This is a genomic window from Neobacillus endophyticus, assembly GCF_013248975.1.
GTDB lineage: Bacteria > Bacillota > Bacilli > Bacillales > Cytobacillaceae > Neobacillus > Neobacillus endophyticus.
In genome coordinates this window covers 48,865-75,836 of sequence record NZ_JABRWH010000002.1, presented here as the reverse complement: position 1 = coordinate 75,836, position 26,972 = coordinate 48,865, and the positions used below count along the sequence as shown (strand labels likewise).

At 33.4% G+C, this 26,972-nt stretch carries 30 protein-coding genes; 5 read left to right on the top strand and 25 right to left on the bottom strand.

The annotated features are described in order from the left end of the window. Nucleotides 1-23 precede the first annotated feature (23 nt). Together HPT25_RS26495 and HPT25_RS28525 are read right to left on the bottom strand one after the other, a co-directional pair. Nucleotides 24-491: a GNAT family N-acetyltransferase gene (locus HPT25_RS26495; protein ID WP_173071630.1), complete on the bottom strand. Its 468-nt coding sequence runs from the start codon at nucleotides 489-491 to the stop codon at nucleotides 24-26. Between the two features lie 205 nt (nucleotides 492-696). After that, nucleotides 697-1,014, bottom strand: coding sequence for a hypothetical protein (locus HPT25_RS28525; RefSeq protein WP_217270008.1), 318 nt, complete (start codon nucleotides 1,012-1,014; stop codon nucleotides 697-699). A gap of 806 nt (nucleotides 1,015-1,820) precedes the next feature. Here HPT25_RS28525 and HPT25_RS26490 point away from each other — a divergent pair. Further along, nucleotides 1,821-2,372 (top strand): DUF2975 domain-containing protein, encoded by a 552-nt coding sequence (locus tag HPT25_RS26490; RefSeq protein ID WP_173071628.1) that lies wholly within the window; start codon nucleotides 1,821-1,823, stop codon nucleotides 2,370-2,372. Nucleotides 2,373-2,383: 11 nt separating this feature from the next. Next, nucleotides 2,384-2,590 carry a helix-turn-helix domain-containing protein gene (locus tag HPT25_RS26485; protein WP_173065272.1) on the top strand — a complete coding sequence of 69 codons (207 nt, stop codon included), beginning with the start codon at nucleotides 2,384-2,386 and terminating at the stop codon, nucleotides 2,588-2,590. Nucleotides 2,591-3,152: 562 nt separating this feature from the next. Here HPT25_RS26485 and HPT25_RS26480 read toward each other — a convergent pair. The 13 genes from HPT25_RS26480 to HPT25_RS26420 form a co-directional block, all read right to left on the bottom strand. Beyond that, a complete protein-coding gene (locus HPT25_RS26480) occupies nucleotides 3,153-3,599 on the bottom strand; it encodes a YozF family protein (protein ID WP_173071626.1) in 447 nt (148 codons plus the stop codon). A gap of 438 nt (nucleotides 3,600-4,037) precedes the next feature. Beyond that, nucleotides 4,038-4,742 carry an SAM-dependent methyltransferase gene (locus tag HPT25_RS26475; protein WP_173071624.1) on the bottom strand — a complete coding sequence of 235 codons (705 nt, stop codon included), beginning with the start codon at nucleotides 4,740-4,742 and terminating at the stop codon, nucleotides 4,038-4,040. A 256-nt stretch (nucleotides 4,743-4,998) separates the two neighbouring features. Continuing rightward, on the bottom strand, nucleotides 4,999-6,240 hold the full coding sequence (locus tag HPT25_RS26470; RefSeq protein ID WP_173071623.1) for a TolB-like translocation protein: 1,242 nt from the start codon (nucleotides 6,238-6,240) through the stop codon (nucleotides 4,999-5,001). Between the two features lie 298 nt (nucleotides 6,241-6,538). Continuing rightward, the gene (locus HPT25_RS26465) at nucleotides 6,539-6,865 is read right to left on the bottom strand and encodes a hypothetical protein (protein WP_173071621.1); all 327 of its coding nucleotides are present in this window, start codon (nucleotides 6,863-6,865) and stop codon (nucleotides 6,539-6,541) included. 34 nt (nucleotides 6,866-6,899) lie between these two features. Beyond that, nucleotides 6,900-7,157 carry a hypothetical protein gene (locus HPT25_RS26460; protein ID WP_173071619.1) on the bottom strand — a complete coding sequence of 86 codons (258 nt, stop codon included), beginning with the start codon at nucleotides 7,155-7,157 and terminating at the stop codon, nucleotides 6,900-6,902. A gap of 321 nt (nucleotides 7,158-7,478) precedes the next feature. Further along, nucleotides 7,479-7,949 (bottom strand): CBO0543 family protein, encoded by a 471-nt coding sequence (locus tag HPT25_RS26455; RefSeq protein ID WP_173071617.1) that lies wholly within the window; start codon nucleotides 7,947-7,949, stop codon nucleotides 7,479-7,481. 670 nt (nucleotides 7,950-8,619) lie between these two features. Then, nucleotides 8,620-9,264, bottom strand: coding sequence for a DUF7010 family protein (locus tag HPT25_RS26450; protein WP_173071615.1), 645 nt, complete (start codon nucleotides 9,262-9,264; stop codon nucleotides 8,620-8,622). 359 nt (nucleotides 9,265-9,623) lie between these two features. Then, nucleotides 9,624-11,708 (bottom strand): sensor domain-containing protein, encoded by a 2,085-nt coding sequence (locus HPT25_RS26445; protein WP_173071613.1) that lies wholly within the window; start codon nucleotides 11,706-11,708, stop codon nucleotides 9,624-9,626. A 661-nt stretch (nucleotides 11,709-12,369) separates the two neighbouring features. Further along, on the bottom strand, nucleotides 12,370-13,374 hold the full coding sequence (locus HPT25_RS26440) for a DUF3231 family protein (RefSeq protein WP_173071611.1): 1,005 nt from the start codon (nucleotides 13,372-13,374) through the stop codon (nucleotides 12,370-12,372). A gap of 52 nt (nucleotides 13,375-13,426) precedes the next feature. Continuing rightward, complete coding sequence (locus tag HPT25_RS26435; RefSeq protein ID WP_173071609.1) at nucleotides 13,427-13,912, bottom strand: MarR family winged helix-turn-helix transcriptional regulator; 486 nt, start codon at nucleotides 13,910-13,912, stop codon at nucleotides 13,427-13,429. 309 nt (nucleotides 13,913-14,221) lie between these two features. Continuing rightward, nucleotides 14,222-14,740, bottom strand: a complete 519-nt coding sequence (locus HPT25_RS26430) for a hypothetical protein (protein WP_173071607.1) — start codon at nucleotides 14,738-14,740, stop codon at nucleotides 14,222-14,224. A 284-nt stretch (nucleotides 14,741-15,024) separates the two neighbouring features. After that, nucleotides 15,025-15,246 carry a hypothetical protein gene (locus HPT25_RS26425; protein ID WP_246277402.1) on the bottom strand — a complete coding sequence of 74 codons (222 nt, stop codon included), beginning with the start codon at nucleotides 15,244-15,246 and terminating at the stop codon, nucleotides 15,025-15,027. A gap of 273 nt (nucleotides 15,247-15,519) precedes the next feature. Further along, the gene (locus tag HPT25_RS26420; protein ID WP_217270007.1) at nucleotides 15,520-15,987 is read right to left on the bottom strand and encodes a hypothetical protein; all 468 of its coding nucleotides are present in this window, start codon (nucleotides 15,985-15,987) and stop codon (nucleotides 15,520-15,522) included. Nucleotides 15,988-16,283: 296 nt separating this feature from the next. Between HPT25_RS26420 and HPT25_RS26415 the strand changes: the two genes are divergently transcribed. Further along, the gene (locus tag HPT25_RS26415; RefSeq protein WP_173071603.1) at nucleotides 16,284-16,679 is read left to right on the top strand and encodes a DUF3888 domain-containing protein; all 396 of its coding nucleotides are present in this window, start codon (nucleotides 16,284-16,286) and stop codon (nucleotides 16,677-16,679) included. A gap of 236 nt (nucleotides 16,680-16,915) precedes the next feature. On the opposite strand, the gene HPT25_RS26410 is transcribed toward HPT25_RS26415, so the two are convergent. The 3 genes from HPT25_RS26410 to HPT25_RS26400 all read right to left on the bottom strand — a co-directional run bounded on the left by HPT25_RS26410 (nucleotide 16,916) and on the right by HPT25_RS26400 (nucleotide 20,329). Continuing rightward, nucleotides 16,916-17,329 carry a DUF3888 domain-containing protein gene (locus tag HPT25_RS26410; RefSeq protein ID WP_217270006.1) on the bottom strand — a complete coding sequence of 138 codons (414 nt, stop codon included), beginning with the start codon at nucleotides 17,327-17,329 and terminating at the stop codon, nucleotides 16,916-16,918. 718 nt (nucleotides 17,330-18,047) lie between these two features. Continuing rightward, nucleotides 18,048-18,590 (bottom strand): DUF2628 domain-containing protein, encoded by a 543-nt coding sequence (locus tag HPT25_RS26405; protein ID WP_173071599.1) that lies wholly within the window; start codon nucleotides 18,588-18,590, stop codon nucleotides 18,048-18,050. Nucleotides 18,591-18,673: 83 nt separating this feature from the next. Continuing rightward, on the bottom strand, nucleotides 18,674-20,329 hold the full coding sequence (locus tag HPT25_RS26400) for a bifunctional lytic transglycosylase/C40 family peptidase (protein ID WP_246277401.1): 1,656 nt from the start codon (nucleotides 20,327-20,329) through the stop codon (nucleotides 18,674-18,676). A 446-nt stretch (nucleotides 20,330-20,775) separates the two neighbouring features. Between HPT25_RS26400 and HPT25_RS26395 the strand changes: the two genes are divergently transcribed. Both HPT25_RS26395 and HPT25_RS26390 read left to right on the top strand, forming a co-directional pair. Beyond that, nucleotides 20,776-20,925 carry a hypothetical protein gene (locus HPT25_RS26395; RefSeq protein WP_173071597.1) on the top strand — a complete coding sequence of 50 codons (150 nt, stop codon included), beginning with the start codon at nucleotides 20,776-20,778 and terminating at the stop codon, nucleotides 20,923-20,925. Further along, the gene (locus HPT25_RS26390; RefSeq protein WP_173071595.1) at nucleotides 20,925-21,323 is read left to right on the top strand and encodes a type II toxin-antitoxin system death-on-curing family toxin; all 399 of its coding nucleotides are present in this window, start codon (nucleotides 20,925-20,927) and stop codon (nucleotides 21,321-21,323) included. The genes HPT25_RS26395 and HPT25_RS26390 overlap by 1 nt, the downstream gene beginning before the upstream one ends. A gap of 149 nt (nucleotides 21,324-21,472) precedes the next feature. Here HPT25_RS26390 and HPT25_RS26385 read toward each other — a convergent pair whose 3' ends face one another. The 7 genes from HPT25_RS26385 to HPT25_RS26355 form a co-directional block, all read right to left on the bottom strand. Next, complete coding sequence (locus tag HPT25_RS26385) at nucleotides 21,473-23,191, bottom strand: phosphoadenosine phosphosulfate reductase domain-containing protein (protein WP_173071594.1); 1,719 nt, start codon at nucleotides 23,189-23,191, stop codon at nucleotides 21,473-21,475. 193 nt (nucleotides 23,192-23,384) lie between these two features. Continuing rightward, nucleotides 23,385-23,693 carry a hypothetical protein gene (locus tag HPT25_RS26380; RefSeq protein WP_173071593.1) on the bottom strand — a complete coding sequence of 103 codons (309 nt, stop codon included), beginning with the start codon at nucleotides 23,691-23,693 and terminating at the stop codon, nucleotides 23,385-23,387. 46 nt (nucleotides 23,694-23,739) lie between these two features. Further along, entirely contained in the window at nucleotides 23,740-24,180 is a 441-nt protein-coding gene (locus tag HPT25_RS29305) for an LPD11 domain-containing protein (RefSeq protein WP_312857361.1), read from the bottom strand. 59 nt (nucleotides 24,181-24,239) lie between these two features. After that, the gene (locus HPT25_RS26370) at nucleotides 24,240-25,082 is read right to left on the bottom strand and encodes a hypothetical protein (protein WP_173071592.1); all 843 of its coding nucleotides are present in this window, start codon (nucleotides 25,080-25,082) and stop codon (nucleotides 24,240-24,242) included. Nucleotides 25,083-25,192: 110 nt separating this feature from the next. After that, nucleotides 25,193-25,432, bottom strand: coding sequence for a hypothetical protein (locus HPT25_RS26365; protein ID WP_173071591.1), 240 nt, complete (start codon nucleotides 25,430-25,432; stop codon nucleotides 25,193-25,195). Continuing rightward, nucleotides 25,426-25,830, bottom strand: a complete 405-nt coding sequence (locus tag HPT25_RS26360) for a hypothetical protein (RefSeq protein WP_173071590.1) — start codon at nucleotides 25,828-25,830, stop codon at nucleotides 25,426-25,428. Before HPT25_RS26360 ends, HPT25_RS26365 begins: the two co-directional genes overlap by 7 nt. After that, nucleotides 25,827-26,357: a hypothetical protein gene (locus HPT25_RS26355; protein WP_173071589.1), complete on the bottom strand. Its 531-nt coding sequence runs from the start codon at nucleotides 26,355-26,357 to the stop codon at nucleotides 25,827-25,829. The genes HPT25_RS26360 and HPT25_RS26355 overlap by 4 nt, the downstream gene beginning before the upstream one ends. Nucleotides 26,358-26,972 lie beyond the last annotated feature (615 nt).

Here is a 26,972-nt window from a genome sequence, read left to right as displayed (position 1 = left end):
GAAGTAGTTACTAAAGAAACGTATTATTGTAAATTTTTAACCATTATTAAACAGGGGTTTTCTTTGCCCCAAATTTCTTTAATCTCTTCTAATGGATAGAAACCAGCTCTAAAATAGAATTGCCTTGTACTCTTGTAGTTTAAATCGGGATGTGATTCCCCTAAAGTTTTTACCATTAGAAATTTAACTTGTTTGTTAATCAATGTTTCTTCTGCTTTTAATAATAACTTTTTCCCAATACCTTTGTTATGGTATTCCTTTAAAATCCCCATTACATAAATTTCTGAAGTGTAATGATTATTTGATTTGATACTTATAAATCCTATTGGCTTATCCTCAAGAAATAAGGCATAAAAATCCGTATCCCCTACCTCTTTTACATAGTTTTTAATTGCTTCTTCTATTCCAAACCACTCAGGTATTCTTCTTAATATATAATTTGTGACTTTTGATTTTTCTTTATTGTCTATTATTTCTTTTATTAGTTGCATCCCTTTAAAATCTCCCCTATCCGATTGTTTATATTTTTTAAACTAGTATATTTTTCTTTTTTAGAAAAATTCATCTTCTTCATTTAAGCTGCCGGATAGTGAAAAAGCGTTCCTGCCTATTGCAAAAACGCGCCCGATTGTTGAAGAACTTAATAAAAAAATTAATACTTTATCACTTTTTCATATTCTATCGCACACAGTTAGCTCAACAAGAAGTTTTATCAAAATCGTCTCTGAATGACTTTTTTCGGTTCCAAGCCCTAATTAAATTAGTGTGAAATTCTCTAGGCTCTTCAATGTCGAACCAAACTATGGCATAACCTTTTGGGGGATAAGACTTCTTATGCCGTTTCATAATCGTTTCCTGACAGTTATAGAGAGGATAAATTATTGTTGTCTTTCCCCTTCTATTCAAGAATTCTATTTTCTCGATTTCATTCCAGTAAACCTTATTTCCATTAAAATTAACGACAACCCCCTCTTCATCCCAATAGTACCCTTTCCCCTCCCTTCTTTTCTTCAAGTCATAAAGACCCAAAAAGATAACCGTAAAAGAAAATAAGAACCCACTGATTAAAGGAAAAGAGATTCCCGTAGGGATAGCCAATATACACATCAAAAAAAAGATGATACCTACTCCCAAAAAACTTATGATTATTCTCCAAGAAGTTCGATAGATTCTCATATTCTCCAATTGAATCACACCTTGTTATGTTATGATTTTTTTATTGAACAGACCTGTCACTATAGTTTAAGTGCAATCCTGCAGAAAATGCCATACTCATTTTAAAATATATATTAAATTATACTTCGGATTCTTATCCCATTAACACTAAAAATAAAGAAGGATCACCATTCTGGGCCCGTAACATAAGGAAAAAGCGGAATTCTTACTACAGAATTGCGCCCGATTGCTGAATAAATTTAAAAATCTCTCATTAGCTATTTGCTCTTTTAGTTTATAAATAAGGTTCCATAAATAGACACAAACATTTATGAGGCCAAAAACAACTTTATCAAAATACAACCTGTCGAAAATTAGACTCTGTGTTCCAAAACTGGAATCTTTCCGAAAGTAAGTTTTGGATTTTTTACATCTATCATGCCGTTTTTGGAGTTATTACGGACTTACCCCTAGTTAATTAAATCAAAAAAGCGACTACTTCCATTACAGAAGCTTGAGGTTAGAAATGCGTTCCATTTTTAGATTAATAATTAACATAACCATATAACAACTAATTTTCATCGAAAAACGATAAAAATTAGTTGTTATTTATTTATTTCTATGGTAAATTATAGATGAATTTTAAAAAGGAGAAGTTAAAAACCATGAAAATAAATGTAATTAAGTTGATATCTATTTTATTAACAGTGTTTTTTTGGGTTGGATTAATAATTACAGTAAGTACTTCAGCAGTTGTCGCAAGCCTTGCTTTTAAACCTTCCATTTTGAAAGGAGCAGAAATAAACTCTTATAATCATATAACCGTAGGAATATTTAATATTAGTTATCATAATAATAGTGTCCTTCCCCCTGATTTATTGACAGCTCCAGTATTTTTCGTTTTACTTACTCTTTTATGTTGGTACTTTAGAAAAATCTTTAAGAACTTGTCACAGGGAAAATTATTTGTTTCAAACAATGCAAATGCGATTATCATCATTGGGATTCTGTTATTGATTAATTCCTTAATTATTTCACTCCCCGATTTGTTAATTGCAAAACAACTACTGCCTAAAATACATATTGATAATGGACAAGTAAATGCTTCTTACAATATCCCAACTCCCTTGTTTATAGCATCGGTTTTGATCATCTTTTTAGGTGTTTTCTTTCATAAGGCAGTTAAGATTGCAAGTGAAAATGAATTAACTATTTAGGGGAGCGCCATATGATAATCGTTAACTTAGATGTAATGATGGCAAAGAAAAAGATCTCATTAAATGAATTAGCACAAAAAATAGGTATTACTAATACTAATTTGTCCATATTAAAAACCGGTAAAGCAAAAGCTATTCGATTTTCCACCTTGGAAGCAATTTGTAGAGAGTTAGATTGCCAACCCGGTGACATTCTTGAATATACTGAGGGGCATTAGTTAAATAAAATGATTTTATAAGCCGATCTATCTGGGGCATCAGCACATGCCCATAAAGCTAAGACAAAATATTCCCCCCACACCTATTGCCCTCTTGGTGAAGTCATGAATGACACAACTATGGGAATTAATTTTAACTTTAAACAAACTTATATCTGATTTATTCTTAGTAATATCAATAACATTTCGCAGAAACAATGCGTTTAACAAAATTCAACAAGCAATTTCATATGATTTATTACGTTAAGGGGCTTACCACCAGCAAAACGCGAATTTACGATGTTAAGGAGATTCCAAAAGAAAAAATCCCAATTTCTCAGCATTAAAATTGAGAAATTGGGATTTTTCGTTACTCAAGAAAAGCGCCCGATTGCTGAACAAGGGAAAAAAGCAAACATATTATTATATGTTCCAAAACTTGTCCTTTTCTGAACACTTTTTTTTGATTTGAAAGCTAAATTAATTTCTTTAAAACGAATAATGTTATAACTTATATGTATTGGCACTACAAAGTGGAAGTATGTCAAAAAACAAGGAGAAATATTTCTCCTTGTTTCAAAAACTAATTCTGAGTAAAAACGAACGTTTCTTTTGAATCCCTTTTGATCCCCTTTTCTTTCCAAGTGACTGTAATCTCCAATTCTGTCGCTTTTACTGCCAACGGAAAAGCAGTAAATTTTAATTGCTGACCAGATTGAAGGATTTTTCCATGTAGACTATTAGTGAAGAGTGCGAATTTCGTTTTTGAGTTTGGTTCATTCCGAAATGCCTGAACATTTACCGAATCCATATTCTTCCCGATGTTTTTAACTGTAAAGCTATAAGTGTCATATACTCCTTTTTTCGGCTGAATAGAGTTTTTGTGAAACTCAGGTTTACCAACTTCAACCAACCATTGTTTCGATTTTTGAATCTGTGGTAACTTATCAAAAGTTAAAGCATGCGCTTGAAATGATGGTACAATGACTAAAATCAATAGAAAAACCAATGACCTAAACCACTTATTCATTTATCCACCTCCTTATTATGAGTAGCGTTCCCTGAAATGGAATTAATTTTACAATTATATAAGAAGTGAAAATAAGTCGTTACAAACTAAGGAATCATACTTTGCTTTGTCGCCTCTAACACAAACCCTGTGATTGGGGGTACGGCAAGAAGTCGTTCTTTTTTGGGCCACTCATAAAAAAAGAGAGATTTTTTAGTCGCGAAATGTTACAAAGTCTCAAAACATGCATAACCCCGTTCTGATTTTAAGACGGGGTTAAAAAGTTGTTTAATTTTTGATGTAAAATACTTCACTGCACTTAAAAATATAACAATAAAATCGTTTAAATCTAAGGGTTATCTTATTTAATCGCGCCCAATTGTTGAAGATCTTTATTGAAGTAAAGCACCCACTTAGTTCAAGAAGAGGTGTTTTCAAAGGGACAAAGTCCCTTTTTTACTAACCTTTTTTTATTTTTAACATAGAGTTAGCATTTGTCTGAAATTCATATGGCACCTTCACTTCTTCAACTGTACAGCCATTGTCAGTCAGATACCTTATTATTTTATCTAAATGCTCATATCTTTTTCCCTCTAAATCAACTAAAGGAAAAATACGAACTTCCTCTTTGGTAACCCTCAATAACTCATTTAGTGTTTCGATATGAAATTGATAATCTAATCTATCCCCATACATAAATAGAAAATGGGCAGATAGAAGAATATCAAATCCGTCATTTTTAAATGGTAAAGAAGGTAAATTGACTGGAATGTATCTTTCGCTCGATTCCAACATATCGTTCGTACAATCTTGCAATGCACTCAAGCGATGTTTCCTAAGTGCTTCTATATCATTAAAATAATCCCATTTAAAATTGCTTTGGGCTTTTTGCATATGCTCCATCGTGTGTTCAATATCCTTGAGACCTTTATTTTTTAGGTCTTCCCCAGAATGATAGTAGGCAATGTCACAAGCTGTTACATCTAAACCTGATTTGTTACCAACAGCTGTAAATGAGCAAGCTCCTGCTGGACAATCAAGTATTTTCTTTCCCTGTAGTTCTCCTTGTGTAATCGAGAACATATTTAAATACTCTTCAAAGGTTCTCCCTATAAAAACAATTCGTTCTAAATCTAACTTTGTACTCTGCTCAACTTTACTCAACTAAACTCACCTCTTCAAAAAGATTACATTCATATTATCACAATATATATTGGAAATGTTATCCTTTTAAACTTTTCTTTTTTCACAAACCATGTTCCAGAATGGCGCCCGATTGTTGAAGATCACTAAGTTTCTATTAGCTGGTTTAATTGAATAACACATGAGCTTCTATTGCTATTTTTGTGGAATATGCAATCTGTTACAGTTCAAGAATAATACAAGTTTCATCCTGTTTTATTTTATATGCCCCTATATATTACGGTTGAAATAAACTAAAAACCTCATCCCAACTCCAATGTTCATAATACCAAGTTCCAGGACTAAAGTTTTCAATCCAGATTTTCTGGTTTAAACCATTTGGATCGGCAATCCAAACATTCGCTTTTTCTCTATTTGTTCTTATCCAAATCAATTTATTCATATTTTTAATGTATTGTGGACGAAAATCACCTTCATTTGATGAAGGTGAAGTTATTTTCTTTGCAGTCTTTGTTTGAATATCAATCTTATATAAAGATGGCATTGGTCTTTGCTCAACATCAATCCATTTACTTTCTATGGAACGTGAAACCAAAATAGATTTATTAGTCTGCCATGTCAAATCTCGATCAACATATCCTTTAGGTGTGTATTGGGAGGTAATATTTTTATCTATTTGTGTAACCTTTAATGCCTTATTTTCAATAGCTTCTCGATTGAATCCCTGAATATACCCTAAGAAATTATTACTTGGTGCCCATTGAAACCATTCTTCGTAATTTAACATCTCATCAATTTTTTGGAAACTGCGCCCATCATTAGAAAGAATACTTATTGTATTAATATCTGCAGACAAAGCTGCTGTTGGAACTAACTGAAAAGCAATCCATTTATGATCATTGGACCATTTAAACTGGCTTGTTCCATAAAAATAATCTTTCTTTCCAACTCGTATTGTGTAAAAATGTTGGGACTTATACTGATTCTTATTGTTAAGTGAAATTTTGGATAATACTATGTCTGAAAATACGCTTTTACCTGCTTTAGAAGAAGTTAAGATGCCTGTTCCATCAGGTAACCATGAAAAATTTATAATTCCAGAAGCAATTTTATGAGGTTGATTTAATAATTTAACATCTATACTCTTTAAAACTTTACCGGATTGAAAACCAAGTGTATTTTGATTCGGTGCCCACTGAAAATTCGTCATTACATTTGTAAAAACTCTAAAATGTCTATTTGATTTTACATCATATAACCAAAGGTCTCCTTCATATGACGGAAATTCATTTACTTTGGTAGCTCTAATATATGCGATCCAGTTACCATCAAAAGACCATTTTGGAAATCTTACATATTCGCCATAGGTAATTCTCATTTCTTTATTTTCAACTTTAGCCCATAAATCGCCATTTTTTATAAACGCTGCTTTCAATTCGTCATTTGATTCTGCTGAAACAAATGAAAAAGGTTGAAAATTTAAAATAAAAATAGTAAGTAACGTTATAATCCTTTTCATTTTAATTTTTCATTCTCCTTTCTTTTCAAAGATAGCTCCTATATTCTTCCCTTTCTTCACATTTATACAAATAAAAAACAGCGATACTTATCGCTGCTAGATTAAATGGCAAAAAATTAATTTAATATCTTGGAAATGTAACTAATTAAACTCTCCGTTAAAACCAGAAGCGACTGCCCTTGTTGAGTAATCGCGCCCGATTGTTGAAGATCGTTATTGAAGTAAAGCACCTATAGTCTAAGAGAGGCTCTTTTTTCTTATCCTTTCCTTTATTTTTGAAGTTGGTGGAAGAGATGGGTTATTTAAACAAACGCCTTACATTATTTGAATTTTCTTGTTGAGCCTGTTTTTTATTCTGCTTGTAAATATAACTAATCATTGCCATAGATTTAATGCCTAAGATAGCAAGTAGTATTGAATAAATCGACGTTAAAAACAAACCACCTATAGCAATCCAAAATAATGTTGTGATCTTGGTTCCTCTGCTGAACATGCTAAGCCCTCCAGGACAATTTTTATAATTATTATCCTGCACTAAACGAGAAAAATTATCATTATTTTGTAATATATACCAAAATATTTCCTGAATAAAAAAGGCTATCCATAACGGATAGCCTTTTTTCATTTCTGAAAGACCTTGAAAGGATGCTAAGTATTTATTAAACCTTTTCAACAATATAAATCAAACTCTTCACATTTGGCTTTATGTAACCAACAATGTTATTGGAATGAATGAATGTTTCAAGTTTATCCCTTACCTTAAATCTCACGTTAGCATCATCAGAATTAAAAACGTCTGTATCCGAACATAAGATAGTAACATTTTGTTTAAATTTAAGAAATTCTGCTATATCCCTTGCTGAATATACATTTCCTTTTTCTAAATCAGTAAGTAGTTCATTATCATAATGAACCATGGGTTTTCCCCTCCTTTTTAAGCCCTAAGCTCAACTTGAGCATACAGGTTTCAAATGATACTTTACCCCTAATTGAAAAAAACTATTTAAAATCGGATTTCGTCTGTCGTAAAAAATTTAACACACATAAACATCTACGAAGCTAATTTAACCAATAATGGTGAGACTAAGGATAATGTGCACCTTAACTAACAAAAAGGGCTTTTTTAGTCTAATAAATATAACAGAAAATCAACAAGGATGGATAATTTTGGGGTTTCAAACTCATACTATGGACAACCAAGAATAATCTTGGTTTATATTACAACCTATCCTTTGCCGTTAAGGATGGGTTTTTTGTTGAACTTTTTTAATAAGATATAAAGTGTACTTATCAAACAACACTAAAGTTACATATAAGGCTGGATAACACAAGGCAGAATACCACAATTTCCAGCCATTATAGTAAAAAGTTTTGGTCCATATAAAAAGAAGTTCAAATATTACTGCAAATACAGACCATCCAACAATATAGCAATATTTTCGAACCAGGCTTTTGTTATAAGGGAAAAAATTTAAAAATGTGATATTAATTGCAGGGTAAACACCAAAAACATAAATAAGGAACCCCCAATTTACTCCTTTTGTAAAATAACCAAACATGTCGAATTTTACATCTAAATACATATCAACTAAAAGTTCTAAAACCATTGAAAACAATGTTGTTGTTATGATCTCAAGATCAGACATTCGTTTGGGTATAAAAAATGCGATTAAATTAAATAATACACCCGTTAGGATAAGAAATAGCATTGTTGTAGCCCCAATCTACAATGAGTGTCTTTTTCTTATCCTTTCCCTTTTTTAAAAAAATAGTAGAAGACCTACTTATGGTTCTCGGCTACCTTGATGGCAACATTTTTAACTTTTAGGGACTCAGCACCAACAACAGCGAACCCGTTACATCCGTACTATACAACTTAAATACGGCATTTAGAAATAAAAGTTAATTCATGACCTGAAATTACACGTATCTCGGTCGTACTACTTTATTACCCAAGTCAATAGAATCTATCCTTATTCAAGTAAACTGCTTACATTAGCTTAATTACATTTTTTCACAATCTTCTACCGGTTTTCATTTAAATGTCTAACTTTGTTAAAATGCCTTATTCCACAAAATGGCCATATAGGGGTAGCGTCCCGAAAATGCAGATTTACAACGTTAAGCTGTTAGTAGCACTAAAATTGAAGTATTTAACAACGATAAGACTTTTGAGACAAGGCATATGAGACACTAGCAATCTTTATTTGATGCAAAATCAGTTAAGTCCCAATAGATTAAACCCTATTGATACAAGGGTTTCTATCTTAGCGTTGTAAATTGTCAAAATCCTGACGCTATCCCATATACAAAAAGAAAGAGCGCAATTTCTACTCTAGAATTGCACCCGTTGAATAAAAAAGAACAGTTTTTTCTATATTAAAACCTGAAAGATTCCTCAGCTTCTTTGACTCTATTCCCAGCACTGTTCAGCAATTTATTGCCTACTTGCCAAACTGTCACACAGGTTCCCCACAATATCAAGGCTGAGCCAAAGCCGACAGTTATCCACCATACCATAATTTGATTATTCTCCCAGGTAACTCTTACAGGTAAAGTGAACAGTGTGATTGCCGAAAGCAAACAAAGGAGTGAACCAGAAAAATAATAAATCTTGACTTGAAAAAGGTGTGCTAAGGGATAGAAATGAACACCGACAATTAGAGCTATGATAGGGACAAACAAATCCAAGTGATTAGTAGACCTACAAATTGCAGAGGCGACACCAATCAACACGCCTTCTAAGCCAAAATTAATGCCGAACCACATATTCTTTCGTTTCCAACGATTAGAATCCCCTTCCCCCATCTCGTTTGATAACCTTTTTGACTTAATTATCAATACGATTCCTCCAATAAGCAATACAACACCAATCAAAAGAGATAAGATCAAAAGCCAGAGATATCCCCAGCCATTTAGTCCTTTAATTCCAATTCCGGCCCACAGAGTACCAAAAAACGCCAAGAACATAACTCCAGAAGCTCTACCACGCACAGCAGCTCTAGGAATAATGGATTGCGACATATCGTGCTTACCTCCTATTTCGATTTCATTCTAAAAAGTTAAAAGATCCTATTTAGCTATTTACAGAAAATTTTACCATAATAAAGGTAACCATTAAATGACCCAATAACGGAAGAAGTCTTCCTGTTCAAGAAAGGCGCCTTTTTATTGCATAAGAAAAATAGTTCTAAATGAATAATTGTTCTTTAAATAAAGTCGTGAAATAAAATTTTTGACTTAACAATGCTTCTGCTATTTTTTATTACGTTATCCTCACGAAGTTCTTTATCCTTACCTAAACTTTTATTTACACAGTAAGAATCACAATAGATCATTAATCCAAAACCCGTTTGTTAAAATATTCCTAAAGAAATAAATATTTATTTCTTTAAAAGATCCTCTAATTCATGAGTTGGCAAAGGTTTACTAAATAAATAACCTTGTCCTATTTGACAGTTGTTTTCTTTTAAAAATGATAATTGTTGTTCATTTTCAATACCTTCAGCAATTACCATAAATCCCAAACTAATTCCTAGTTCAATAATGGTTTTAATGATTACTTCACCATTATAATTATTATTAATTTCATCCACAAAAGACTTATCAATTTTTAAGGTATTAATAGGAAATTGTCTCAAATAATTTAATGAAGAATAACCTGTACCAAAATCATCAATGGAAAGTTGAACACCAATTTCTTTTAATACCTTCATAATTTTAGTCGCCTCTTCTACTTGCTGTGTGGCACTTTCAGTAATTTCTAATTCCAAGAAACAGGCTTCAAGCTTTGTATCATGTAAAACTTGATTTACAGTATTTACAAAATTTTGGTCACAAAACTGTATAGCTGAAACATTCACTGCAATCCTTTTTAAAGGAAATCCTGAATCTAACCAACGTTTAAACTGCTCACATGCCGTTTTTAGAACCCAATTTCCAATTAATACAATTAGCCCGCATTCCTCTGCAACAGGAATAAATTCCGCTGGAGAAATAAAGCCATATTCAGGATGAATCCAACGAATTAGAGCTTCTAATCCAACGATCTTCTTAGTATCAAGATCAACTAAAGGTTGATAGTACAATGTAAATTCATTTTGTTCTAGTGCTTTTCTAATGCCTAATTCAATTTCCATTTTTCGATTATTATTTGTATTTAAATAACTAGAATGAAATCGAAAATTATTTTTACCATTCTCTTTAGCAGAGTACATCGCTGCATCTGAATTTTGTATGAGAGCTTCCACTGTTTCTCCATCTTTTGGAAATAGACTAATTCCAATGCTAGTTGAAATAAACATTTGACGTTCTTGAATGTAAAAAGGTGATGAGAATGTTTCTATAAGTTTTTCTGCAAGTTGAGATACTTCTCTAGGTTCAACTCCTTCCACAACAATAACATACTCATCTCCTCCATAACGGAAAAGTATACCATCTTTCTCCAAAACTCTACTAATCCTTATGGTTGCTTCTTTCAATAATAGATCACCAAAACTATGACCAAACGTATCGTTTATCAATTTAAATCGATCTAAATCTAAAAATAAAACTGCAACTATTTTTTTATCAACCTTGTTACGTTCTAAAACTTCACCAAGATATTTATGCAAATGATTACGGTTAGGAATACCGGTTAATGGATCAAAATAAGCCAAATATTGGACCTGTTCCTGTGCTTTTTTACGTTCTGTAATGTCTCTTAAAATAGCCTGCATTGCACTTTGACCTTGATATATAGTTTGAAATGTCAATAATTCTACAAAAAGATGCGCTCCATCTAACCGAATAATCTGATACTCACTAATTTCAGATAGTCCATTCTCTTTCACTTTTTTCATTTGTTTTTTTGTATGCTCATGGTATTCAGGAGAAATAAAATCAAATACATTTCTACCTAATATTTGATTTTTATTATTTGCATAAACCAACAATAGACCTGCTTTATTGACATAAACAATTTTCCCATCTATATGAATGAGGATGGTTTCAGGTGAATACTCTACAAGTTTCCGATAACGTTCTTCACTTTCCATAAGCTGTCTCTCAGCTTTTTTCCTTTCCGTTATATCACGTGAAAATAAGATGATTTTTTTGACTTCACCATATTCTCCAATGATAGGTACTCCTCTTCCTTCGACTAATACAAAATGACCATCTTTATGTTTTATATTATACTCAACAGGAACTCTATATTTTTGAGTCTTTATGTCCTGTAACCTTCGTTTTATTTTAGTGGTCTCTTCTACTTTTAAAAAATCAAAAACAGATTTCCCCACTAATTCATCTTCAGAATATCCAAAAATATTCTGATGAGAAGGAGATAAATATTCGAAGTTACCATTATGATCAATAACAGCAATTAAATCCGATACGTTTTCAACGATAGTACGAAATTTGGTTTCAGATTCTACCGTCACTTTTATCCCCTTTTTAATTAAGTTGTAAAAAATTAAGCCTGTAATCAAAATAAACATACATCCTTTGAAGATTTCGATCCAAGCTGATTTAATGTAAAGGTAATAATTCATCAAGTAATCAGAAAAAATGATCCATGTAATACTACTGAAAATATAGATAAGAACGATGCGTAAAGCAACTTTCTGTGTTATTTCCCAATTCCTCCACATCCCAACTAACCAAACCCTTCTAGGTGGAATATTTCATTATATTTCGAACCGTTTTTAAACTAGATCAAGAGTGCTGAACCCAATCTAAAAAAAGAAGCTGAAAAAAGCGTGTTTTCTTTTAGTTACCAAACCAAAATTGAAATTGCTTAGGAGATATTGACCGTTTTGTTCATATCGGTACAATTATTTATAAGCTTACTTCCACAAAACAACTGCCCTCGCATCGTTGTTATAACCAAGCCACTTATATCAATCCAAAATAATGTTGTGATCTTAGTTCCTTTGCAAAACAAACTAATTTCACCGTGACAATTTTAATAATTTTATTCCTATACAAAGCAAGAATAATTATCCATTATATTTAATTAACCGTCTTCAGCTTTTCTTATCAGCTGGCACCAAAATAGGATTGCTGCTCGCAACCCTATCACTAACTTAAATACCCGTTTTACTTAATTAAGAGCTAGTTCTTACAAAAATGTTGAACAGTTTTGTAACTCTATTTCTTTACTAACTCTTCCCTATCATCTGCTTGTGGTACTTGTTCTAGCCATCCATGATCAATCATGAGATTTACTCCATCTTCAACAAGTAACAAGTCTTCTCCGATTACTTGTGTTACTTTAGCTGCTAAATCTCTCCGAAAAGACCCAGCCAAACTAGCGCCATAATAACCTATGGCATAATTCACCAATAATTGCGTATGAAACAACATTAACTTATCCGAAAAGGGTGCAATGGTGGAATTTGTTACCTCTGATTCCCAAGATGGAGGAGACGGTAGATTGTTATCAGTTAATATTGTATGGAAAATCTCAATGTGTTTTGAAGAAAGGTCTCTTGCCCGTGATATAAAATTCCTTACTTCCTTTGACTGGCTTACTTGAGCAAATCCAAGCATAATTGCTTCCTTTAACATACTTTTTTTTATGTTAAAGTCAATATGACTAATTTCCACAGCATTTATTGGTCTACGTTCTCCAAACCACCCTGTCAAAAAACTTTGCTTCTTAACAAAATCAATTTTTTCTGGTGTAGAAATGTAAGGTGGTCTTACAAAAAGTCCTTTGGATAGTTTTACATTAAGTGACTTGTTATAAAGTTCCATAGTTGAATCATTAACATGAGTATAAAAATCACGAATGTCAGCACGTGTTGCAGTAGTCAATGCCACAGCATAAGCAGTCAATCCGTTAATAGACATTTTGTTGATGTACATTAACCAAAAAGAATCTGAAAATAAACGAGGTGCCTTAAGGTTTACATCTTCATCTGTAAAACCATGTGGAATAGGGAAGTCTTCATCAATAAAAATTTGTTTAATTTTATCCACATGGCTTTGGGATAAATTTAAAGCTAATTCCAAAACAGCACGAATTTCTGTATCTTCTACCTTATCTAAAGCATGTTTAATCACGCATATTGCCATGCTATCACTCATGTATGTCGTCCATAAACTCGCAATTTCACCAGATGTAAGTCTAATACTGTTATCTGTTTCCAACTTTTGTTTCCTCCTAATAAATTGTAAACAACGGTAGAAATATCATTAATAACTAGGACGATTGATACTCTTGGAAGTGGGGTTTTTTAACCCAAGTTAAAAATTCCTCACCCTTAAAATTTTTTAATATTTTCAACCCTATTTCAATAAATATTTGAACTTCTTCTTGTTCAATATCTGAAAAATCAAACGGAAATTCCTTCAGTGGAAAAACTTGCTTAGCAATTTCCTTTAACTTCTCGAAGCCTTGATTAGTAATTGATACATATTTGTATTTCGTTTTACATTTTTGTACAGTAACAAAATTCTCTCTTATCAAGGGTTGTAACAGTCGACTTACTGTAGATAAGTGCCAACAACCTAAATTGCTTATCTCACTAATTGTTAGTGGTTTTTCATGTGTAGATAAAATGAATAAGAGATGTTGCTGAGCTGAAGAAATACCGTGTACTTTGTTAATACATGCCCACTGTTCCACAATGCAAAAATACAAACCACGAATAGTTAAAACTGCTTGTTTATTCAACTCAATTTCCATATCAATAAAGCCTCATTTTCAATTGTATTTACAAGTAAAATTATTTTGTTCAGATTTTGGAATCAATATTCATTTATTCTTTTTACATGAATGCGTATGGTTGATTGGTTGTTTAACTATCTCCCATTTTTTTTAAAATCCCCTGATTTGAACCCTCGCCTTATTCCAGAATATGGCCCGATTCATTAAGAAGAGCGCCATTTCTTATTCTAGAAATGCGCCCGATTGTTGAAGATCACTAAGTTTCTATTAGCTGGTTTAATTTTAGTGAATTACTTTACATTCTTTAAAAACATTTTCATTTTGAAATTATTTAAATCGCGAAACAATTTCATCATAATCTTTTTTTGTTTCCTCATATGTTGGAATTTCCAGAATTACAATATTTGAAACATTTTCATGAAAGAATTTTTTTACTAATATTCTTACACAATTTTTAATTTCATTTATGTCTAACTTCTCTGATAATTTAGTCCACATGTCAATATAAATAGGTTTATGATTAAACTTGTTTAGAGGTGCAAAATGACTAACTTGATCTAATAAATCTTCGTCATATCTTGGATATAGATAACTATAATATACTTGTGTTTCACCATTTAGAAAATCCTCAATTTCTTTCTTTTGTTCATAATCTTCCTTATCGTCTAAATTATTGTAAAGAGCAGCTAAACCTGTATGAGTGCTAATTTCAAAATACCCCATATCATTGGTTTTATTTGCATCTGAATATAATTTAACCTCGTCATTCCAACTTTTATCTATTAATCCATAATGTCCAAACCAAAAATCCATATGTCGAATATCAACATACACAGTATCTAACATATAAATAATCCCCTTTCATTTAATATCATTTTTGACTGTTGGCATAAACTTATTTTCATTTAAAGCACTATAGAGAAATTACCCCAGACCTAACAATCCTTATTAAACTAATCTGCTCATATAGTTTAAGTGCAATCCTTCACAAAATGCCATACTGATTTTACATTATATAATTATACTTCAGATTCTTATTCCATTAAATGTCCCAATTCATTAAGAAGGGCGCATTTCTTATTCTAGAAATGCGCCCGATTGTTGAACAAGGAATTTTAGCCAGCCGTAGGTTATGAACAGCAATAAAGTGCATCATCAAAAGCATCTTCCGGTATAAATACTTGATTGGCTTTTTGTTTATACGGAATGTTATTTCGTTTTAGTTTTTCTATACTTAGACCGGATCTTATATCTCCCCAGTGTACATATTTACCGTTATATTCTTTTTTTTCGCACGCACCAGTTATCGCCATAACAAAAATACATACCAATATTAGTAATGTTTTTTTCAACCGAACCAACTCCTTGTTAATCTGTATATCAAAATATAATATTTAATCAATTTTCTACATTAGGTACAATAACCCATCTGTCATTGTTGAACTAGCCAGTTAATTTTAGTTCAACCCTTCACAAAGCTCATATTAATTTTAACATAAATATCCAGTTTCCTTTAAAGTAGTTATTCCATTAAATGCCTAAACATAAAGAAAGAACACAATTCTGTTAAAGAATCGCGCCCTTTAATTCAATAGCAAAATGAAATTTGTATTGTCTGATCCCAGCTAAAACTGATGATAAACAAGCGAAATAACAAGTGCGATAAAGAGCAAAACAATACTTAAATTAATAATTTTCCAGTAAAGTTTATTGAGCTTATTATACTTCTCGGTATAGTTCGCATATGCTGCTTTGACCATTTCATAAGCTTCTTCTTCCGTTTCATCATAGCTTTTCTCTTCGCTTTCATTTATAAACTGCTCAAGTTTGGGAAATAGTACTTTGTTTATCTTTCGAGAATTTAAAAATTGCCAAATTCCTTTATAGAGCCCAAATCCCAAATTCCATGCAAAGACCAAACTGATTAATGCACCAACTAAATCTGAAGTCAATTTCCTTCCGAAATCGTTAACCAAATGAAAAATTGTTCCTAAGATAAATACAGTTACAATTAAAACGATAACCACAGTTACCGGCTTGATTCGATAGGGTTTTTTTATTTCTCTCAAAATTTCTTTTTTACTCTTTGTCATTTCTGAGATATGTTGCTTCATCAAAATTATTCCCAGTCTATTTATATATAAATAATTCTCAGCTTGTCTTTAATTGACCTTTGCAATTAACCTGCCATTTAACTGATAAAAGACCATGAAAAATTGGACTGCAACAGTCCATAAATTCTTCAATTCTTGCGCCCGATTGTTGAAAATCCCTAAGTTTCTTTTATCTGGTTGAACAAGTATTATCAAGTTTATTATAGCTTCTGAACTTAAGCATTAATCTGTTCATAATTGATTAAAATAAGAGAAAACTATTGGTGAGGTCTGCTATGAAAAAATCCATTCTTATAGTTATCGCCTGTTCGTTTCTTGTTTCATTTACACCAGTTAGAGCAGATACCGTAACAAAAAATAATGTACAATTGCGTGATGACTTGATTATCCATTTTCTTTATCCGTTAATTAGTAAAGAATTAGAAAAGCATTATGGTGAAATTAAGCAGTATTATTGTGCTAACATTCTCGAAATCAAGAAGTTAAGACAAGGCAGCTACTTCTTTGATGTAACTGTGCAGGTAACTACATTTGAAGGAGCTCACAATCCTCCTTATGATTTAGTTACCATCAAGTTTACGAATAGCGATTCCAAACCCTGGCGGGCTATTGAATTCAAAGGTAGAAGGTTAAAGCCAAACGAAGAACGTAAATGCAGATTTCCTTTGTAATAAGGGTGCTTTTTCTTCCCAAATTCCTCCACTATCCTGCCATTTAACGGATTAACGCCCATGATAAAATGGACTGCTGCTGCAGTCCATAAATTCTTCAATTCTTTCGCCCGATCGTTTAGTTTTGTAAGGCAGCAAAATCCACTGCCAGACAGTTAAAGATGGTCGTGCTTATATCACTTGCAAAATTCAGTTTAACACATAAAACTAAACCGTCTTTCGACGGTTTCTCAAAATTAATGAGTATATCTTTCCTTAATACTGTGTTTATATTCAAATAGTTCAACTTTTGCTCCTGAATCAGTTGAATTTAAATGACCATCCTGTGGCGTTATTTTTAAAGTTATTGAATCAAATGTAAATTTTGACTTTGGCTTGTAATAATCATCCACAGTCACCACTGTTTTTACTTTATAGTATTTTGGTTCATTTGAAACAGTGTAGCTAAAAATATCTTTTACTTTAACCCATTGCCAACGCATTTCTTTTCCATATTCTTTTTTAATGATGTTATTTACTTTTGGTTGAATAAACCCTAGAAGAAAATCATTAGCAGAAGCATTTTCAACGAATGGTTTCATTTTGTCCTTTTGACTTTCATAAACTTCTGCTTTTACAAAAGAAAGTGGAGTGAAAAGTAATGCAGCCATAAAAAAAAGAAATGTTATTCTTTTCATCATTGATTCACCTCAAATATATTATCTTGTGTAACGGGAATCTTATGTATTTGGATAGTGTTTTAATTAAGGGATCTCAATCCTAAAATCTCTTAATTGTACTTAAACTAAGGCACCCGTTAGTTGAGTACTATGGTTTCTACTATGTTGTCTGAACACAAAAGCTAACATCAATTTCTGAGCTAAGTACTAATTCATCATCATAAAAGATGTATCCAAATCCTGAAATAAACTTTTTACTTTCAATCTTTGCAATAACTGTCAATATGTCACCTTTTTTAAGAGGTTTTTTAGAAACGATTGGTTCAAAATTCTCTCCAATGTCATCATCAATATAATCAAGGGAATAAACTCCATTTACTTTTACTTTTTTGGGAACCTGATAAATTTCAACAATAATTTTTAAACACCACCTGACAATAGTTTCCTTATATTATTATGATACAATGCTTGTTGAATTATCCTGCCCAGTTACTTTAAGTGAATTCCTTCACAATCGCTGTTTATTCACCTTTAAATATCCAAGATTAATTACCTGTGTTATTCAAGAATATGGCCCGATTGCGGAATAAGGTTACACCATAAAAAAACCCTTTAGACAAAGCATATCCAAAGGGGTAAAGCATCGCATCTTTTTTATAAACATCGACTTTAACAAAAGCTTCATTTCGGTGCAAATGGTTGTTATTAGTTAGAATAATTTATGTTTTACAATCATCCAAGTAACTTTTATGACCGCTACAACTGCAAAGATAAGCAAACAGTAAGGTACACTTGTTCTTCCCGTTTTCGTTAACTCTTCTAATTCTTCTACCGCTGAAAGATTCTTTTGCTTTATTTTTAAAATATCTTCTTTTGCTTTTTTAAAATAAAACCAATTTCCCATTATAGCCAATAGCACATTCGAACCTATTTCTAAACTATCCATTAAACCTGAGTTTGTTAGTATTGTTATCATAAAATTGATTACCTCAATTACAATAGCAAAGAGGAACATCTTTCTATATGCAAACCACCAACCTCCTAAGAAAAACGCAGGCCAGTTCCAATTGAATTGTGTTGGTTCGTACTCATTTAAGTCGAAAGATGGATCATCCTTTATACCCCATCTTTTAAAGAATTTGTCGGTGTTATTACCAACGTACGTTTTTAATCTTTCCAAATCTGTTAATCCGTATGACGTACTAACTTCTTCTTTTTCTAAACCATTTTTTGTTACTTCTACTTCTTCCACTGTTCAAACCCCTTTAACATTTGTATCGGACAATTCCTTTATCCATTTCATCAATTATACTATCTTGTTTACAATGCAAGGCTTTATTTGAGTATTCGAATTACTCTATGATTGAATTTTTCTTTCCAATATCCTGTCGTCATATCCGCAATGGCTACACCCGTAGAACTTTGAGCTCCAATAAACTTCCCGTTTCCTATATAAATGCCAACATGCCCATCCTTCTTATACGTATCAAAAAACACTAAATCACCAGGGCGAATGTCACTTTCATTTACTGGTTCGCCCATTGCCTTTAAGGTGTCCGTACTAACCGAACTAAGTTCACCTAAGTTAATTCCTATTTGAGCAAAAGCCCAATGGACAAAACTTGAGCAATCGAATATACCCTGCTGAATGTCGCTTTGATTTCTTCCTCCACCAAATACATAAACGGAATTGTTGATCCACCTGTAACCAACTGTCACCACATCGTTCTCTTTTCCAGCGTTCAACTGAATAGCTGCTGAACTTGTGGGGGCTGAATTATTTTTATATGTTTCAGCTAGAGCAATGACTTCATCCACATACCAGTCTGCATGATTGTAGTGCCAAATAGCCTTTCGAATATCCGTTGCAAAACCATTTGCAGAAAGATAGTTGGCTGCTGTAGCAATACTATCCGCGATATCCCAAGGGTTTGCCATACCGTCATTATCCGCATCTACTCCATAGCCATTCCCAGCTTTAATGGTCTGCAAATTTGTAATATCTAAATTGGGGTCTACTAATCCCCCGCCCGTCGAATATTTTTGTCCAACCCATGTGGCGGGAAGAAACTGCATCGGACCAATGGCTCCAACTGTTGAAACCATTGTAGAGTCAGTATTGAAGTTGGTTTCAATCTTATTAATAGCCGCCAAGTAATACCATGGCACTCCATATTTTTGTTCTGCATAGAGATAATATTTCATTAGTTGTTGCGGTACTTCACCAGGTGCCAAATTGATAGTAGGAGTATATGATTCGGTCGGTTGAGTACTCCAATTCCCGTCCAAACGATCTTGTTCATTCTGTATCGCTCTTTCAATTTCGGACTTATGTTTGGTTAAGGTTTGGCTCTCGTTAAAAAGACTATCCCTATTTTTCTTAGCGGTCGTTTCTTCAGTTTCTAAGTCATTCAAAAGGTCGTTTTTTTCTTTCGCTTGGTCCGTCAATAGTTCAGACATCCCCGCAAGATCTTCTTTTAATGAATTAGCATTCTTAATTTTTTCTTCTAACGTATCATTCACTGAAATTAAATTATTTAACTCACTCGTATTTTCAAATAATCGTTTAGTAGCTTCATAGGAAGAGAGTGTATCTGGAGTTCCCTCATTCTCTAATGAAAGGACAGGAGTAAGACTATCGATATTCAGATTCATACTTTGAATGCCTAGTTTTGATTTATATGAATCTATATTTAGTTGTAAATCATGTATTTCCCCTTCTGCGTTTGCAAGCTGGGCATCGGTCTCTTGTACCTTCTTTTCATTTTCGATAATAGCCAACTTCAATTTACTTAGTTGTCTTTCTAATAGAGTCTCCTCGTTTTGTATGACATTAATGTCACTATCCATTTTGTTTAGTTGAAGTTGAATAGTTTGAAGCTGTTGATCGATCCTTTTTGTAGTATCATCCGTTGCTGCTTTCGCTGAAAGGTTTCCTACAAAACTACAGCTAACAATCATGGTGCCTAACGTTAGCTTTGCTAATTTCATTTGTTTTCCCCCTGTTTTTCCGTATATAACCTTACCAAATTTCAAAAAAAGCTTTAAAAACGCAAAAAATACCCAAAGAAATAAAGGTTGACTATCAACCTATTAATTCTTGGGTATTTCCCATTGCGCTTGATTTATTTAACTAATTTTATCACATTAAACACTTTCGTAAAAGGTTTAATAGTTAGATTATGAACCACCCTAACTCGCAGTCTATTCTCGAATCGTGTCTCATCCTGTTATGTAGTATGGATCTTCTATTTTTTGTAGTTATTTGTCGGTTATTTTCTTTCTACAAATTTAATAGATTTGGTAGATTATTAGATAATAGTCGTGTAAAGTAAAGAAAAGTAGTGTAGGGAAAAAATCACTAATAGTCAGGGTTAAAAGATTCTAATTGTGGACAACCTAACATATACATCCGTATATGAGAGGAGAGATGTTCCATGAAAAAGAAAAGGGATGAAGAAGATATGACTGTATTAGCTATTAAAAAACAATCACAATCTACAGATCGCAAAAAAAGAATCCAGGCTAGCTATGAAAAGGCGGTTAAGCAAAATGGCAAAGCCTTGGAGAGACTTAGCAAGAATTAATGGCAATTGAGTATCTCACGGTAGAAGATGTAGTAGAATTACATGATATGGCGTTACGTGACTATGGTGGTCTCCCTGGCAGAGAAAAAGGCAAACTTGAAGCAAAGTTAGCATTACCTATGTCCGGTTTTGGTGACTATGAACGCTTCCCTACGATTGAAGAAAAAGCAGCTATTTACCATTACTACCTTGCAAGTGGTCATTGTTTTGCCGATGGTAACAAGCGTACATCTTATTTAGCAGCCTTCGTATTCTTAGATTGGAATGGATATGGATTAATGGTAGATGATGATGAAGTCTTTTATTGGACCAAAACGATTGCAAATGACAAAACTAGACCACCTTATGAAGAAGCTGTAGAATGGATCAGACAATATATGTATAAGAGAGATATATAAATGGCTATCCCATATTAAAAGATTAAAAGAGGGGTGGCCTTTTATATTTTACATAATACAGGTAACAATTTTTACGAAACAGACAAAAAAACAGAGAAGCAATAAAGCTCCTCTGCATGATGATTTTGCTAATAATAATATTTTAACTGTTAAATTGCTAAACTGAACTGTCCATTTTCCTGCTCTAGAAGTGGAACTTCCACTTTTGGCAACATCGACAAGGCTTTCTTTTTTTCCTCTTTTAATTTATTTACGACACCTTCACCCAACGCAGATAAGAGTAAGTGATTAAGAGCCGCTTTATGTGTTTTTTCTGTGAACGAGCCATATACCCATCCTAACCATTCGAACACTGCTTCATGCGCCTGTATGGAAGTTTCAATTCCCTTGGAACAAACGACAAAGGATACCTGATTCCAAACCAATGTGTGTTCCTTAATTTCAAACGTGTTAGGGAAAAAGAAGTAACTTTTCCCTGTGCTTTGTTGACGTTCCTTTAGAAACTCATACAGCTCACCTTCATCCATCTTTAAGTCTATGTTCACATAGAATATAGGATTAGGATTTTTCGTCAGTTTTCGATTTACTTTCTTGTTAGGAAGGAATATTAACTCGCCGTCATATGAAAATTCTGTTGGGACTAACTCATTCCGGGAAACTATTATTCCATCTGTTTCTTTCCAACAATCCAGAATGGCCAGAATCTCGTATTCAGTAATGAGTTTATAGCCCGTTTGCTCTTGAATAAACAATAGATACTGAAGTAAAATCCTTCTCCCCTCAACAGTCATTGCACCTGGGGCATATTCGTTATATTCCGCACGTTTAAACGTATGGTAACGGTCGATGTAAGGATTTTCATCTAACTCAAACAATCCGATTTGATTCGATCTATCACGGTCTTGTGAGAGTTCCTTCAACTTTTTATTGAATTGTTGTCGAGGCAGCACCTCGCGGTATCTAATGTCGTTCCTCATTCGCAACATGAGTTCTTTCCATTCAAGGAGATACTGGTATTTCGATTTTCCTTCTTGGATTTGTCTAAGTAGCATAGGATCTCGACCACTAACTAACCCGCAAGTCCAACAACCTGCGCGATTGCCAGCAGCACTACAAGCTTTCCCTTGTTCTGAACTTACCTTAACACCGCACTCTAAAATCGATTCCCCGTATTGAACTGTTAACTCACTCATTTTCACTCCAAAAGGTAGGGTTTCATAATCCATAAGTTTAAACCACAAAAAATCAGCGGATACGAAGCGCAAAGGCTGGTAACACAAAATTTCATTGAAATCACTATGGCGACTGAAATAGGATTCCTCGCTTAAAGCATAACGCGAAATGGATGCCGCTCTACGTGCCGATTCCTCATTCCTGGTCCCAAGCATTAAAATTAACTGATGCTTCTGCTGACTACCTAATTTAATCGGTGATTGGACTAAAAGTTCTTTTAATTTCTCTTTTGTTGGATCTATTTTTAAAGTATGAGTGCACCATCTATGTTTAGTGTTTGGTGTGGGTACAAGAGTACCTTTGCCAATTACTTTCCAAAAGAATGATTGCTTCATATTTGGTTTTACTAAACTGGTGACAATCGGTATATTTTGCTGTTCAGCACTCTGCTGAATTTTTCCGATGGCTCTGTGTACATAATCCGTCATATCTGGTGTTTCCACTCCAGTGTCCGACGAGATTAAATAGACGGATTTTTTCCTTTGTTCTTGTGGCAAAGAAGCAAGCATTTCCCACAACAAAAGTAAAAGTAGAGTCGAATCCTTTCCACCGGAATAGGCCAAAGCCATTGGCATATCATCTTGCAAATAAACCTCTTTCATATGGTCTTTAATCTCTTGAAAAATGTCATTCATGTTTATTTTAGTCCACTACTAAACACAGCAAGGGAGGTGTCCCCTGCGCTAAATCATGTGTTTAGCAAGAGGACGTCCTCCTTTACTATTTTATTGTTCTTAAAATTAGAGAAAAGCCCTTATCTACGCTATAGATAAAGGCTTCTGTTCTCTTTGGTCAATTGTAGTTGCAATCCGTTGGCAAAATTTAGGCTTAGGTATTGAAATTAAGCAAATCCCTCTCAACGCTAAATAATCCATCCCCAGATACTAATTCATCGTAACTGCGGGTATCGATTGCAACAGGAATACTTGTAGCTAACTCTTGATCCTTTGCTGGACAAAGAGCTTCAATATACACTTTATGCATAGGACAGTTATATCGGTCCATACAATAGGCTTTAGCCACTTTGTAGGCATGTTCCTCATCTAATGCAGGAACATATCCAGCCATTTTTTGATACTTTTCTATTCTCTCAACATATACAGTTGCGACAACCGTATAATACGTTCTTTTCGTCATTTTTAACCTCACCACTCAGTGTTGTAGATAGGGACTTGTACTCGTTTTATTTACTATTACTTATTAATTTTTCATAGTGTAAAATTTGTTCATACGTTAGCCACTCTGGCTTTTCATCAAAACTATTATATAAGTCTTTCATTTTACCAATGTGATCTTTTTCGTTATTCGCCCACAGATGTTTTACATTTCTGTTTCCATTTCCTAAAAAATACTCACAGTCCATTCTCAATCGATCCAATAACATATAATTAAATCTATCTTCTCGATTCGTTTGTTTTTCTGTTACTTTGAAATGTATTTCTAACTCACTTTTGATAGGAAAATCGGGCTCCCCTTCGAAATCATTCCCACAACTATATAATTCGGGTCTCTCACTTCCGAGCGTTATGTCTTTATATAAGTTTCCCGTTTCTATACATTTGTAAACTGGTCTGCTCCAATAATCCTCGCCTAATAATTCCATTGTTCTAATATTGTTTCCCACTTTTTCATACCTCCGAGAGTTTGTTAAAATACATGTCAGTACTCATTCTCCATATTTTGTTAGCCCAAATTGCGTAATGATAAATCCAAACGACGTTGACTTTGCATGGTCAATATTTCTCTTTCAACATCCAGTGGCATCACGATAAAGTCTAAACGGATATCTTTAATCGTTTTAAACGCGTCGATATCCGACTTGCTTAACAACCGATTATCAATAAACCATTGAACTTTACTGCTATTCGGAACACAGTGTTCTATTAAAAAATCCTCTCCAAAATCCTCAAGCAACTTGAAAATTCTATATTCAGCTTGATTTTGTACAAGTGAAACAGACCCATATTGATGACTGAGCTTCTTTTTCTCATTCAATTCTGGACACTGTAGCATTTGTGCTTTCGAATTCTCATAAACTTCTTCCAGCTGCTTATAGGTTGGATTTAGAATAGTAAACTCCTTTGCCAATTGATGAATGTTTAAGCTTTCAAAATCAAGTTCAGGAGTACCTGTTAACCCCTTACCTGACTTATTCAAAGAAGGCTTTACATAATAGGTTGGCGTCCTTTTATATAACTCTAACTCATCTAAAATCTCTGGCTTGTCTTTAAGGGATTTCACATCTATTTTTATCGCACGACACGCAATTTCAGGATGCAGATAATTAAATAAATGCTCAACAATGCCTTTATAATCTACATCGTAGATTTTTTTCGGCACAAACTTAGCCACAACATTAACCTTTTCGAATTCATGCCGCTTTGCTTCACTGTCATGCAATTGATGATGCATGGCAGATTTGATCGCTTTCAAATTTTTTTCGGCCTGTTTAAGTTCGCCATAAATCCCTTTAATCAATAAAGACTCCATTATTTCAGCAGCATTTTGGTTTGTTTCAAAATTCATGTTACTGTTCCTCCCAATAACGCTCCCCATCTAGCAAAAAGGGGAGCAAAAGTTTTTTACTCCCTGCTAGAAAGGGGGTTATGAGATATTTAATAAAGTCACTCTACAAATTAGGCTAAAGCATATGCATAAGATTCGCTTGAAAAAGCATCAATTATCGTCAATCTTCCTGACTTCAAAGCGACTGTACAATCGATCCCATTCCATCCTGCGTCTTCTAACGAAAGACAATATACATAACCTAATTTTGAATCTAATCGAATAAATTTCCCTTTTCTTTTCAGCATATTAAATAAGATATTATTCTTATACGATCCTTTAAAATACGCTTCGATTTTATTTTTTAGCATGACACTCTCTCCTTAATACGTTGTTTAATAAGTATGTTTGTTGCCTCCGTGTAATGGGTTTTTAAAAATACCCTTACATGATGCTCATCTACAGCAGTCACTGTCATTCTTTTTGGTCTTTTTCTTTCAAGAAAATCTACCTGATAAAGATGCTTAGGCGGGTTTTGAATCCCATCAAAGAATTCATTCTCAGGTAAGACCGAAATAACAGGCTCGGTTTTAATAATTTGAGGAGCCTCACTTTCATCTGCATTCACGAAAATCCAAGCTGGATATCCAAGTAGCAGCTGGAAGATAAAGATAGACCCCTCCGCAATAACTTCTCCGCCATTTTTGACCACATAATTGGGGCCAATCGTAAATTGACTTTTTTGAGTATAGAAGTTGAATACCGTCATATGGCAACCCCTTCAACAGAAAAGAGATCGTAGTCTACTGGCATAATGTCATGCTTAAGACAATCGATCTCTTTTAGTAACTCTATCAATTTATATGCTTTGGTCTTTTTTCGAATCTGTATGTTTACGGAAGAATCAGGTAGACAGACAATGCCTATAGACCCTTTTAGAAATACTCCCCGAACATCAGTTGTACGGAAAGACGGTCTATTAAGAAAGTCTTTAATCCATGTTTCTTGATTCTTAGAATGATGGTGTAAGGAATATTCCACCCCGGTTATTTCAGGTGAAAAAACCCCCATTGACATTTCAAATAAATAGAGTGCCCCGTCAATGGAACCATCGAAATAGACTCTGTAACCGTATGACGCTTGGTGGTCGCGGTAATTGCGGAATGGCTCTATTACAAACTGAGCACCATCCATTTGCCATACAAATTTATCTTTCATATCTTTGAAATTTACGGCTTTAATAGCCTGTCCGAGTGCGGTTGGGTGAATGGAAGCAAAACAAGTTAGTTTAAACATTTTCTTCCTCCCCTTCACCTTTGCAAAGACAATGATCCGAGCAATAAGATTTCCCCTTAATTCGGACAAACATTTCTTCACATGAACCACAGCAAACATGACAAATCATCAAACTCTCAACTTTCATAATAAATACTCCCTCTTTCTAAACGTTTATTTACTTTCAAACACACACTTTTCCAAAGACAACAAAAAAGCCCCTGGGACAAAGGTTCATTAAAGATACAAAAAAGTATCTAACCTTAGCCCAGAGGCTTCAAATTGTTTAGTAGTTAACAGCTGACCTGTAATGAAATGCGGTCGCTAAAAAAAGAAAAAGAAAATTGTTTGAATACCACTATTATACCTTAATCTAGTTCCTCATTCAAGAAGGAGAAAAAGATACCTTGGTGTTTTGCCAAGGTTGTACATAAGATTGGATTGGTTGGCGCATATTATAATGGTAGGTTGGGTGCGAATGGGGAGTGAACATGAATTCCATGGGGGATTCGCACCGAAAATAAAGGGATTTTTTGGCGATATTTCTCCCTTTTTTTGATTAGTGCTTGAATTATCCAAATTAATGGTTGTTTTTGGATGAAAATTTGGTTGATATACTTAAAAATCGCTGTCGCA